Raw genomic sequence first — 12,083 nt, forward strand, 5'->3', positions numbered from 1 at the left:
CATCATGATCATGAGCGGGCCACAGGCCCGCGCTCCCGTTGAGGCCGCCATAAGCTAGACCACCCGCTCGCCTTCACGCCACACGGCGCGGACCATCGGCGTCTCGTCGTGGTGGCGCACGCGCACGAAGTCGGCGCGGCGGTCGGCGGCAATCTCGCCGCGGTCGCCGAGACCGACGGCCTCGGCGGGGGTGAGCGAGGCAAGCCGTACCGCCTCCGGTAGCGAGATGCCGATGCCGGCCGTGGGCAGCTTGAAGAGGCTCTCCATCAGGCTGGCCGGCACGTAGTCCGACGACAGGATGTCGGCCTGGCGGTCACGCAGCAGGTCGATGGCGGCGATGTTGCCGGAGTGCGAGCCGCCCAGCACCAGGTTGGGCGCGCCGACCAGCACCGCGAGACCGCCCTCGCGCGAGGCTTCGGCCGCTTCGCGCGTGGTCGGGAACTCGGCGATGGTCATGCCGTGCTCGACCGCCTCCGCAACATGGGCGCGGGTGGCGTCGTCATGGCTGGCCAAGGGCAAAGCGCGGGCCTGGGCGCGGGCCACGATCTCGCGGCGATGCTTCACGGCGTTGCGGTTGTGCAGGTCGACGGCGCGGTCGTGGAAGACCGTGAACTGCTCCTCGGTCATGGCGTACTTGCCCATGTAGTACTGCTTGAGCTTGTCCGGATCGAGGAACTGGCGCTGCCCCGGCGTGTGGTCGTTGATCGAGATCAGGCCGACCAGGGGCAGGTCGATCCAGCGGTCGACGGCTTCGACGGCATCGTCGGGCGTGATCTCGCAACGCAGGTGCAGGCGATGCTCGGCGCGCGACAGGCGCCGGTCGCTCACCGCGCAGATCGCCTCGACCATGCGGGCGCGGTTCTTGACGCGGTCGGTATCGCCGCGCACGTCGCCCAGCGACAGCGAATCGAACACGGTGGTGATGCCGGCGGCGGCGATCTGGGTGTCGTGCGCCATGACAGCGGCCAGGCTCGGCCATTGCACGCCAGGCCGAGGCGCGAAGTGCTTCTCCATATTGTCGGTGTGCAGCTCGACCAGGCCGGGCACCAGATAGTCGCCTTCGAAGTCGAAGGCGGCGGCGCAGGCGGAGCGGCCGGCGGCGACCTCGACGATCAGCCCGTCACGCACCACGACGGTGCCGTCGAACTCCGCATCGCGCGTGACGACGCGGGTGTTGGTGAAGATCTGTTCGTTGCTCATGGGGAAACCTCGAAGACCCGATTGGCTAGAAGCTCGCGCACGCCGACGTCGTGGAAGATGCCGACCAGGGCGCTGCCGGCGTCGCGGCGTTGCCCGATCAATTCGACGACACGGTCGCGGTTGCCGGCATCGAGCGAGGCCGTCGGCTCGTCGAGCAGCAGGATCGGGTAGTCGACGATCAGTGAGCGGGCGATGTTGACGCGCTGCTGCTCCCCGCCCGAGAAGGTGGCGGGCGGCAACTGCCACAGATGTTGCGGGATGTTGAGCAGGGCCAGCAGGAACTCGGCACGATCGCGCGCTTCGGCCGGGTCGGCGCCCAGGCGCAGCAGCGGCTCGGCCACGACGTCGACGGTGGCGACGCGGGGGATCACGCGCAGGAACTGGCTGACGAAGCCCATGGTGCGGCGGCGCACGTCGAGCACGGTGCGCGGCTCGGCGCCGACAAGCTCGGCCCAGGCATGGTCGTGATGGACGCGGATCGAGCCTGCATCAGCGCGGTAGTTGCCGTAGAGCGAGCGCAGCAACGTGCTCTTGCCGGCGCCCGACGGCCCGACCAGGGCCAGGCATTCGCCCGGCGAGACGGCGAGCGCGACGTTGCGCAGCACCGGCAGGGCCAAGTCGCCGTGGGCATGGACGATGAAGGATTTCGTCAGGCCGGCGACCTTGAGGACGGGCCCGTCATGCTCTTTTGGACCGGACGACGATGAAGAAATGGTGTCCATCATCACACCGGCAAAATCGAAGCCACGAGCATCTGCGTGTAGGCGTGCTGGGGATCGTCCAGCACCTGGTCGGTCAGGCCGTCTTCGACGACGGCGCCGCCCTGCATCACCATCAGGCGGTGCGTCAGCAGGCGCGCCACGCCAAGGTCGTGCGTCACCAACACCGCCGACAGGTGCAGGCTGCCGACCAGGCTGCGCAGCAGGTCGAGGATGCGGGCCTGCACCGAGACGTCGAGGCCGCCGGTCGGCTCGTCCATGAAGACCAGCCGCGGCTCGCTCACGAGGTTTCGCGCGATCTGCAGGCGCTGCCGCATGCCACCGGAATAGGTCGTCGGCCGGTCGTCCAGCCGGCCGCGCTCGATCTCGACGCGGTCGAGCCAGTCCGACGCCGTGCGCCTGATGTCGCCGTAGTGGCGCGCGCCCACCGCCATCAGCCGCTCGCCGATATTGGCGCCGGCGCTCACGCCCATGCGCAGCCCCTCGCGCGCATCCTGGTTCACGAAACCCCATTCGGTGCGCGACAGCAGCCGTCGGCGCGCTTCGCTGAGGTCGTGGACGTCGACGGTGCCGTAGGCCGCGGAGTTGTAGGTCACCGAACCGGTCTCCGGCGTCAGCCGGCCGGCCAGGCAGTTCAGCAAGGTGGTCTTGCCCGAGCCGGATTCGCCCACGATGCCCAAGACCTCGCCGGGCCAGAGGTCGAAGTCGACGTCGCGGCAGGCGACGCGCGTGCCGAAGCGCTTGCTGAGGCCGCGAACTGAAAGCAGCGGTTTCACTCGGCAGCCTCGGCCGGCGCGCGCCGGCGCTCGCAATAGTCGCTGTCGGAACAGACGAACAGGCGCTTGCCGTCGTCGTCAACGATCATCTCGTCGAGGAAACTTTCCTTGGAGCCGCACAGCTCGCAGCACTGCTCCCAGGTCTCGATCTCGAACGGATGGTCGTCGAAGTCGAGGCTCTTGACCGGCGTGTAGGGCGGCACGGCGTAGATGCGCTTCTCGCGGCCGGCGCCGTAGAGCTGCAGGGCCGGGCTGCGGTCGAGCTTGGGATTGTCGAACTTGGGGATGGGCGAGGGGCTCATGATGTAGCGCCCGTTCACCATCACCGGGTAGTTGTAGGCCTTGGAGATGCGGCCGTGTCGCGCGATGCTCTCGTAGAGGCTGACCTGCATGACGCCGTATTCGGACAGCGCGTGCAGGGTGCGGGTCTCGGTCTCGCGCGGCTCGAGCATGCGCAAGGGCTCGGGGATCGGCACCTGGAAGACCAGGATCTGGCCCTCGCTGAGCGGCGTCTCCGGCACGCGATGGCGCGTCTGGATGACGGTGGCCTCCTCGGTGCGCGTCGTCGTGGCGACCTCGGCCACGCGGGCGAAGAAGCGGCGGATCGAGACGGCGTTGGTCGTGTCGTCGGCGCCCTGGTCGATCACCTTCAGCGTGTCGTCGCGGCCGATGATGGCGGCTGTCACCTGGATGCCGCCGGTGCCCCAGCCATAGGGCAAGGGCATCTCGCGGCCGCCGAACGGCACCTGGTAGCCCGGCACCGCCACCGCCTTGAGGATGGCGCGGCGGATCATCCGCTTGGTCTGCTCGTCGAGGTAGGCGTAGTTGTATGCCCCATCCTTGGCGCTGTTTTCGGTCATTACCTACTCCGCCGCCTGATCGAGCACGGCCTGGCGGCGACGTGCCTCGACCTCGGCGCGCAAGGTCCGCACCACCACCAGCTCGGACTGGAAATCGACGTAGTGCGGCAGCTTCAGGTGCTGCACGAAGCCCGACGCTTCGACGTTGTCGGAATGGGCCAGCACGAACTCCTCGTCCTGCGCCGGCGAGGTCGCCGATTCGGAAAGCTCCTCGGCGCGCAGCGCACGGTCGACCAGCGCCATGGACATGGCCTTACGCTCGCTATGGCCGAAGGCGAGGCCGTAGCCGCGCGTGAACTGCGGCGGCACGTCGTGCGAGCCCGCGAACTGGTTGACCATGTCGCACTCGGTGACGTCGATCTCGGCGATCTCGATCGCGAAGCCCAGCTCCTCGGGCACGAAGGAAACGGGCACGTGGCCGTAACGGATCTCGCCGACGAAGGGATGATTGTTGCCGTAGCCGCGCTGGGTCGAGTAGCCCAGCGCCAGCAGGAAGCCCTCGTCGCCGCGCGCCAGGTTCTGCAGTCGTACGGGGCGGCTGGCCGGCAGGGTGAGCGGCTGGCGTGTCAGGTCTTCAGAGGCTCCATCCTGCGGCGGCGGCTCCAGCATGCCCTCGCGCTCGAGGATATCGCCGACGCGCGGCAGGGTGCGGTTGGTGTCAGCGGGCGCCGTCGGCGCGGTCGGACGCTCGTCCGCGGCCATCAGCGAGAAGTCGAGCAGGCGATGGGTGTAGTCGTAGGTCGGCCCCAGCACCTGGCCGCCCGGCACGTCCTTGAAGGTCGACGAGATGCGCCGCTCCGCCACCATGGCCGAGGTATCGAGCGGCAGCGAATCGCCGAAGCGCGGCAGCGTCGTGCGGTAGGCGCGCAGCAGGAAGATCGCCTCGATCAGGTCGCCGCGCGCCTGCTTGATGGCGAGCGCCGCCAGCGAGCGGTCGTAGCAGGAGCCTTCGGTCATTACGCGGTCGACGGCGAGACCGAGCTGCTGGTCGATCTGCTCGAGCGAGAGCTCGGCGATGTCGCGATCGCCGCGGCGCTTGTCGGCAACCAGATCGAGCGAATGGGCAATCGCCGTCTCGCCACCCTTGACCGCAACATACATGTCAGACCTCCACGGCGATGCTGCGCGGCAGGGCGCAGAGCTCGGTGCCGGCGGTGAACACAAGATCGACGCCACAGGGAAACAGGGCGTGGTTGGCGGCCCAGTCGTCCCAGAACGCGTCGCCAAGGCCGGCAATGCCGACGCTCGTGCGATCGGCAATGCCGGGGCCTCGCCAATGACGCATCGGTCCGCTTTGCAGATCGGGCACCTCGATCAGCACCGTGGCGGAACGGTCGGGATAGGCGTCGGTGCCGAGATTGAAGCCGTCGAAGGGCTGCGGCGTGCCGGCTGCCACCACGCCGAACGACGCCTCGGCCCGCGCCGCCACGATCGGCGCGCCGGCATGGAAGCGCAGGAAGTTGCGCACCTCGGGCCGGTCGAAGTCGCTTGCCAGCCAGACCGGCGTGTCGCGGTCGGCCAGCGTGAGGAGATAGGCCGTCGCAGCCGAGCTCAGTGCCCCAGGTCCGGCCGGCGCGCTCGGTAGCGACACGATGCGGCCGGGATGGGAGGCGGCGTCGAGGATGGCGCGGAACAGCTGCTGGGCGTCGTGCGACGGATCGGCGAGGCCGGGCGCCAGCGTGCGCAGGTCGCTCATGTGCCGGCCCTCATGTCCCAGCTTCCCGGGCGACGGTGAAGAAGTCGACCTTGGTCGCCGCGGCGCGGGCGGCGATGGCGCGGCGGCGGGCGTCGGCCTCGGCCTCCAGCGGCGCCACGATCTCGGTCTCCAGACGGTCACACCAGTCGGCGCGCTGGCCCAGGGCATCGACGGCAGCGGCAATCTCGGCATGGCGCGCGCTGCGGCCGCCGACATAGCCGATGCCGACCTCGCCGCTCTCCAGTCGCACGGCGGCGCGGGTCGCCGTCATCTCGCCGCCGCAGAACGGTGCGCCGCTGCCTGAGATGCGGCCCTTGACCATGACCAGCCCGGTCTCGGGTCGGCGCAACAGGGCATAGGCGGGGATGGGGCCAAGGCCCTCCCACAACGCGGCAAGCCGGGCGATGGGTGCTTTGGCCAGAACGGAAAGCCACCGCTGTCGACGCGCTTGCGCGGGGGCATCGGCGGATGAGGAAAGGGACATGGCGACGCTCGTTGGAGCGCCGACCATGCGAAGGTCGCGTTACCGATCGGCTGGCGATTGATGAAGTTATTGTGAAACGGAGGACCGCTTGTCCCCAAAAGGAAACGGCGGGGCAAAGGCCCCGCCGTGAACCGTCTGCGTCTTGACGCGGACTACAGGTGCTTCAGCACGTTCTCGGCCGACGACACCTCGAAGGCGCCCGGCTTCTCGACGAACAGGTCCTTGATGACGCCGTTGTCGACGACCATGGCGTAGCGCTGGCTGCGCGTGCCCAGGCCGAACTTCGAGCCGTCCATGGTGAGGCCCATCGCCTGGGTGAACTCGCCATTGCCGTCGCCCAGCATGAGGACCTTGTCGCCAGCCTTCTGGTCCTTGCCCCAGGCACCCATCACGAACGCGTCGTTGACGGAAATGCAGGCGATGGTGTCGACACCCTTCGCCTTGAGCTTGTCGTACTCCGTCACGTAGCCCGGCACATGCTTGGCCGAGCAAGTGGGGGTGAATGCCCCCGGCAGGGCGAAGGCAACCACCTTCTTACCCGGCGCAAAAAGCTCTTCGGTGGTGACCGCTTTGGGTCCTTCCGGGCCCAGCATGCGCAGCGTGGCGCTGGGCACCTTGTCGCCGACTTTCGCCATTATTTGCTCCTTACAATTGCCGCCCCAACCGGCGGTCTCACGAACCGGCGGACCCTAGGCGAGGGGTGCCGGTTTGTCGAATCGGGGGCCGGGCTGGCTTGATCTTTGCCCGGACAATCCCCATGGATTTGGAGGAGTATAAAAATATGCCCGGCTCAGGCTCCCCTGCCGCCTCCTTGGTCGGCCGCTTCCTGGTCGCCGCGCCCTCCATGCCGGATGGGCAGTTCAAGAAGAGCGTCGTCTTCATCTGCAAGCACGATGACGACGGCGCGCTCGGCATCATCGTCAACAACAAGGTCGAGGACCTGCCGCTGGGCCAGGTCTACAAGCAGCTCGGCATCGAGGTGCCGGAGCAGGTGGCCGAGCGGCCGGTTCTGTTTGGCGGCCCGGTGCAGACCTCGCGCGGCCTGGTGCTGCATTCGGCGGACTACATGCGCGAGGAGACTCTGCTGATCGAAGGCGGCATGGCGCTCACGGCCTCGCAGGAGATCCTGAAGGACATGGCGGGCGGCAGCGGCCCCAAGCAGGCCTGGCTGGCGCTCGGCCATTCCGGCTGGGCGCCGGGCCAGCTCGATCGCGAAATGCAGGACAATGCCTGGCTGGTGGTCGACGGCGACGCCAGCCTGGTGTTCGACGCCGATTTTTCCGCCAAGTGGCAGCGCGCGCTGGACCGCCTGGGCGGCGGCGTCACGGGCCGGTTCGATCCGGCGTCGTTCTCGCACCAGACAGGGCGCGCCTAGCTAGCGCTTTCGGAGCGACTGCCGCGCTGCGATCCGGCGCATCATCCAATGTATGTCGTTGAAGAGCTGGCGGCAGGCTTCGGCCAGGCTGACCACGAGAGCCAGCCCGCCCGCGACCAGAAGCACCGTGGCGACGACGCCGGGCGGCAGGAAGAAGAAGGGGACCAGCAGGGCGATGCCGGCCAGGGCCAGGATGAAACGACCGCTCATGGTCCTGACTCTGCAGTGCCATTGAGGCAAAAAAAGGTCGTATGAGATGTGCGTCTACGACCATAGATTGTGCTTACCTTCCCCGGTGGGCCGGCCTATAGCAGACTCGTGTCCCCGTGACCCCTCCCTGAGCGGGGGCACTGCGTACCCGGGACGCCGTCGCTTCCTTCCCCAACCCCTTTCGGAGGCGGGGGCGTCCCGTCACTCTGCAGCGACCGACTGCGTCGCCGGATTGCGGTAAGCGGCGAGCAGGCTTGCTTCGCGCTCCTTGGCTGCCTTCACGTTCTTCTCCTTGATGTGGCCGAAGCCGCGCATGGTCTCGGGCACCGAGGCGATCTGGACGGCGAGCGCATGGTTGTCCTGGCCGAGCGTGGCCAGCACCTGCTCGATCGTCGCCTGGTAGTCGCCGATCAGCCGGCGTTCCATGCGCCGCTCCTCGCTGTAGCCGAAGAGGTCGAGCCTGGTGCCGCGCAGCTTCTTCAGTGAGGCGAGGATGCGGAACATCGGCATCACCCACGCGCCGTACTCGCGCTTCTTGAGCTGACCCGTCGTCGGATCGCGGTCTGCGAACATGGGCGGCGCGAGATGGAAGGTGACCTTGTAGTCGCCCTCGAACTGGCTCGAGAGCTTCTTCAGGAACTCGCCGTCGCTGTAGAGGCGGCCGACCTCGTACTCGTCCTTGTAGGCCATCAGCTTGTAGAGCGAGCGGGCGACCGCTTCGGCAAGACCGCGGCGACCCGGCGCCTTGGCCTTCTCGGCCGCGGCGACCTTGTCGACGAAGGCGCGATAGCGTTCGGCGTAGGCTGCGTCCTGATAGGCCGTCAGCAGCTCGACGCGCTTGGCGACGATCTCCGGCAGGGTGCGTGCCACCGGCTTCTCGGTGCGTAGCGTCGGCTTCGCCGCCGCCTGCACTGCCGCGATGTTGTGCGCGGCAAGCCTGCCCCAGGCAAAGGTGCGCTTGGAGGTCTCGATGGCGACGCCGTTCAGTTCGATGGCGCGCTCGATGGCCTCGAACGACAGCGGCACCAGGCCCTTCTGCCAGGCGTAGCCCAGCATGAAGAGGTTGGTGGCGATGGAATCGCCCAGGATCGCCGTGGCGAGTCCGGTGCCGTCGACGAACGACACCGCCTCGTCGCCCGCAGCGTCGCGGATCGACTTCATCATGGCCTCGGCACCGAGATCCATGTCGCCGTTCGTCACGAACGCCGCGACCGGCGTCATGTAGCCGTTGATCACCGCGCGGGTGACGCCGGGCTCGATGCGCGACAGGGCGGCCGGCGCCGCGGCCACGACCATGTCGCAGCCCAGCACCAGGTTGGCGCCGCCGGCGGCGATTCGCACGGCGTGCAGGTCCTCGGGCTTGGGGGCGAGGCGAACGTGGCTCATCACCGCGCCGTTCTTCTGGGCGAGGCCCGTGAAGTCGAGCACGGTGCAGCCCTTGCCTTCGAGATGGGCGGCCATGCCGATCAGCGCGCCGACGGTGATCACGCCGGTGCCGCCGATGCCGGTCACCAGGATGCCGTAGGCCTCCGACAGCGGCCGCACGGTCGGCATGGGCAGCTGGGCGAAGGGATCGTCCTGCACGACTTTCAGCTGCGGGCGCTTGGCCTTGGCCGGCGTGCCGCCATGCACCGACACGAAGGACGGGCAGAAGCCGTTCACGCAGGAGAAGTCCTTGTTGCAGTTGCTCTGGTCGATCTGGCGCTTGCGGCCGAGCTCGGTTTCGAGCGGCTTCACCGACACGCAGTTGCTCTTGTCGGAGCAGTCGCCGCAGCCCTCGCACACGGCGTCGTTGATGAACACGCGCTTGGCCGGATCAGGGAAGGTGCCGCGCTTGCGCCGGCGGCGCTTTTCGGCGGCGCAGGTCTGGTCGTAGACCAGCACGGTCAGCCCCGGGATGTCGCGCAGCTCGCGCTGCACGGTGTCGAGCTCGTCGCGATGGCGGATGGTGACGCCATGGGCGAAGTCGGTGCCGACCGGATACTTGTCGGGCTCGTCGGTGACGACCACGACCTTCTTGGCGCCCTCGGCCGCGACCTGCTTGGTGATATCGGGCACGGTCAGCGGGCCGTCGTGCGGCTGGCCACCGGTCATGGCGACGGCGTCGTTGAACAGGATCTTGTAGGTGATGTTGACGCCGGCGGCCGCAGCCTGGCGGATCGCCATCAGGCCAGAGTGGTAATAGGTGCCGTCACCCAAATTCTGGAAGATGTGATTGTCGCCGCTGAACGGCGCTTGGCCGACCCAGGGCACGCCTTCGCCACCCATGTGCGAGATCAGTGCCGTGCGCCGCTCAGGCATCCAGGTCGCCATGCCGTGGCAGCCGATGCCGGCCATGGCGCGGCTGCCGTCGGGGATGCGCGTCGACGTGTTGTGCGGGCAGCCCGAGCAGAAGAACGGCGTGCGCGCCACCTTGGGCGGCGGCGCGGCCAAAAGCTTCTCCTTGGCTTCGAGGCGGGCAAGCCGCTGCTTGAGCTCGGGCGATTCACCCATGTGCTTCATCAGCCGGCCGGCGATCACCATGGCGACGCCGGTCGGCGTCAGCTCGCCTTCGCTCGGCAGGATGATGCCGCCGGTCTCGTCGGCTTTGCCGATCACCAGCGGCCGGCGGTCGGCCGGCATGTTGTAGAGAAGATGGACGAGCTGCTCCTCGAGGTTCGAGCGCTTCTCCTCGATGACGATCACTTCCTGCAGGCCTTCGGCGAAGCGGCGCGCGCCTTCCGGCTCCAGCGGCCAGGTCATGCCGACCTTGTAGAGGCGGATGCCGAGCGCCTTCGCGCGATCCTCGCTGATGCCGAGATCTTCCAGGGCCTGGCGCGTGTCGAGATAGGCCTTGCCCGTGGTCATGATGCCGATGCGCGCCCGCGGTGGATCGATCACCGTGCGGTCGAAGCCGTTGGCGCGCACGAACGCCTTGACCGCCGCCATCTTCGGCCCGTGCAGGCGCTTCTCGGCCTCCATCGGCGGATCGGGATTGCGGATGCCGAGCCCGCCCGGCGGCAGCTGGAAGTCGGTGGGCATCATGATCTTGATGCGCTCGGGATCGACCCAGACCGAGGCGCCGGATTCCACCGTCTCGGAGATCGCCTTGAAGCCGATCCAGCAGCCCGAATAGCGCGACAGCGCGAAGCCCAGCAGGCCGAAGTCGAGATACTCCTGGACGTTGGCCGGATTGATCACCGGGATCATGGCGGCCGAAAACACCTGCTCGCTCTGGTGCGGCAGGGTCGAGGACTGCGCACCATGGTCGTCGCCTGCCAGGACGATCACGCCGCCATGCGCCGAGGAGCCGGCGGCATTGCCGTGCTTCAGCACGTCCATCGAGCGGTCGACGCCCGGGCCCTTGCCGTACCAGATCGAGAACACGCCATCGACCTTGGCGCCGGGGAACAGGTTGACCTGCTGTGTGCCCCACACCGCGGTGGCGGCGAGGTCCTCGTTCAGGCCCGGCTGGAAGTGGATGTTGTTTTCCTTGAGGTAGCGCTTGGCCGTCCACAAAGCGTGGTCGTACATGCCGAGCGGCGAGCCGCGATAGCCCGAGATGAAGCCGCCCGTGTTGAGGCCGGCTGCGAGATCGCGCTGGCGCTGCATCATCGGCAGGCGCACCAGCGCCTGGATGCCGGTCATGTAGACCCGACCCTTGTCGAGCCGGTAACGATCCTCCAGCGCGTAGTCTCCGAAGACCAGCGGGACGGGAGTGGCGACGGTCATCGCGGAAAGCCCTCCGAATGCGGCGGCGTAAATGGGCATTTATGTCGGCCAAAGCATAGCGGGCGAAAGCGGCGAGGGGAAAGGCCGCGCCGGCGGCGGCATGGGACCAATTTCGCATCCTTCGACCGGTCTCGACCGTTTTCATCAGAACATCCGGAGGGCAGGCATGGGTTTCAGGACGATCCTGGTGCATGTCGACACCGGCCCGAGCGCGCCCAAGCGGCTAAAGCTCTCAGCCGACCTCGCCGCGCGCTTCGAGGCGCACCTCGTCGGTCTCTACGTCCGCCGGCCATTCCAGGCGCCGGCCTTCACCGATGCCGGGCCGGCGATGGACAGCCTCTACAGAACCTATGAGAGCGCCGTGCAGGCCGATGAAGCCGCCGCCATGGCGGCTTTCGGCACCACAGGTCCCTTGAAAGCTTGGCGCGTGGCCGATGGACCGGCGGAGCAAGTGGTCGCCGCGCATGCCCGCTACGCCGACCTCGTGATCGTCGGGCAGGCAGAGCCGGACGCCGCCGCCGAGGCGACGCCGCCGGATCTCGCCGAGGCCGTCGCCATGGCGGGCGAGCGGCCGACGCTGATCGTGCCCCATATCGGTGCAGCCAAGCCGCCAGGAAGGACCGTCATGTTGTGCTGGAACGGCACTCGTGAAGCCGCGCGGGCGGCGACCGGCGCGCTGCCCTTCCTCAAGAAGGCCGACAAGGTGGTGATCCTGCTCGTCGATCCCGAGGACGAACCCGGAGGGGCGGGCGTGCACGTTGCCGCCTGGCTGGCCCGCCACGGCGTCACGGCGGTCGTCAAACGCGATACGGCGGGCGGCGCGGACATCGGCGAGATCATCCTGTCGCGCGCAGCCGATCAGGACGCCGATCTCATCGTCATGGGCCTCTACGGCCATTCGCGCATGCGCGAGTGGGTGATGGGCGGCGCCAGCCGCACCTTGCTTGCCAGCATGACCGTACCGCTGCTCGTCGCCCACTAGTAGCTCTGCACAGTGGTTTTGACGGGCTGAACGGCAAACGGGATCAAGTTCGTGCGCTCTGTAGAAGCCA

General features: G+C 68.0%; 12 protein-coding genes. 2 read left to right on the forward strand and 10 right to left on the reverse strand.

The genetic code is table 11. The annotated features are described in order from the left end of the window. Window positions 1–54: 54 nt before the first annotated feature. From RSO01_RS43220 to RSO01_RS43255, 8 genes are all read right to left on the reverse strand, one after another. A complete protein-coding gene (locus tag RSO01_RS43220) occupies window positions 55–1,200 on the reverse strand; it encodes an alpha-D-ribose 1-methylphosphonate 5-triphosphate diphosphatase (protein ID WP_147156804.1) in 1,146 nt (381 codons plus the stop codon). After that, a complete protein-coding gene (gene phnL, locus RSO01_RS43225; protein ID WP_246159208.1) occupies window positions 1,197–1,925 on the reverse strand; it encodes a phosphonate C-P lyase system protein PhnL in 729 nt (242 codons plus the stop codon). The genes RSO01_RS43220 and phnL overlap by 4 nt, the downstream gene beginning before the upstream one ends. After that, window positions 1,925–2,695, reverse strand: a complete 771-nt coding sequence (gene phnK, locus RSO01_RS43230; protein WP_147156805.1) for a phosphonate C-P lyase system protein PhnK — start codon at window positions 2,693–2,695, stop codon at window positions 1,925–1,927. Before phnK ends, phnL begins: the two co-directional genes overlap by 1 nt. Beyond that, window positions 2,692–3,555 carry an alpha-D-ribose 1-methylphosphonate 5-phosphate C-P-lyase PhnJ gene (locus RSO01_RS43235; protein ID WP_147156806.1) on the reverse strand — a complete coding sequence of 288 codons (864 nt, stop codon included), beginning with the start codon at window positions 3,553–3,555 and terminating at the stop codon, window positions 2,692–2,694. The genes phnK and RSO01_RS43235 overlap by 4 nt, the downstream gene beginning before the upstream one ends. A gap of 3 nt (window positions 3,556–3,558) precedes the next feature. Beyond that, a complete protein-coding gene (locus RSO01_RS43240) occupies window positions 3,559–4,656 on the reverse strand; it encodes a carbon-phosphorus lyase complex subunit (RefSeq protein WP_147156807.1) in 1,098 nt (365 codons plus the stop codon). A gap of 1 nt (window position 4,657) precedes the next feature. Continuing rightward, a complete protein-coding gene (gene phnH, locus RSO01_RS43245; protein ID WP_147156808.1) occupies window positions 4,658–5,251 on the reverse strand; it encodes a phosphonate C-P lyase system protein PhnH in 594 nt (197 codons plus the stop codon). A gap of 10 nt (window positions 5,252–5,261) precedes the next feature. After that, entirely contained in the window at window positions 5,262–5,735 is a 474-nt protein-coding gene (gene phnG / locus RSO01_RS43250) for a phosphonate C-P lyase system protein PhnG (protein ID WP_147156809.1), read from the reverse strand. A gap of 152 nt (window positions 5,736–5,887) precedes the next feature. After that, window positions 5,888–6,370, reverse strand: a complete 483-nt coding sequence (locus tag RSO01_RS43255; RefSeq protein ID WP_147156810.1) for a peroxiredoxin — start codon at window positions 6,368–6,370, stop codon at window positions 5,888–5,890. Between the two features lie 146 nt (window positions 6,371–6,516). On the opposite strand from RSO01_RS43255, the gene RSO01_RS43260 reads away from it, so the two are divergent. Then, window positions 6,517–7,110, forward strand: a complete 594-nt coding sequence (locus RSO01_RS43260; protein ID WP_147156811.1) for a YqgE/AlgH family protein — start codon at window positions 6,517–6,519, stop codon at window positions 7,108–7,110. Here the strand turns inward: RSO01_RS43260 and RSO01_RS43265 are convergent, their stop codons facing one another. Beyond that, complete coding sequence (locus RSO01_RS43265) at window positions 7,111–7,320, reverse strand: hypothetical protein (RefSeq protein WP_147156812.1); 210 nt, start codon at window positions 7,318–7,320, stop codon at window positions 7,111–7,113. Between the two features lie 201 nt (window positions 7,321–7,521). Further along, entirely contained in the window at window positions 7,522–11,031 is a 3,510-nt protein-coding gene (locus tag RSO01_RS43270; protein WP_147156813.1) for an indolepyruvate ferredoxin oxidoreductase family protein, read from the reverse strand. 166 nt (window positions 11,032–11,197) lie between these two features. Here RSO01_RS43270 and RSO01_RS43275 point away from each other — a divergent pair, with 166 nt between their 5' ends. Next, window positions 11,198–12,013 (forward strand): universal stress protein, encoded by an 816-nt coding sequence (locus RSO01_RS43275; RefSeq protein WP_170303801.1) that lies wholly within the window; start codon window positions 11,198–11,200, stop codon window positions 12,011–12,013. Window positions 12,014–12,083 lie beyond the last annotated feature (70 nt).

Source organism: Reyranella soli (assembly GCF_007992495.1).
GTDB classification, from domain to species: domain Bacteria; phylum Pseudomonadota; class Alphaproteobacteria; order Reyranellales; family Reyranellaceae; genus Reyranella; species Reyranella soli.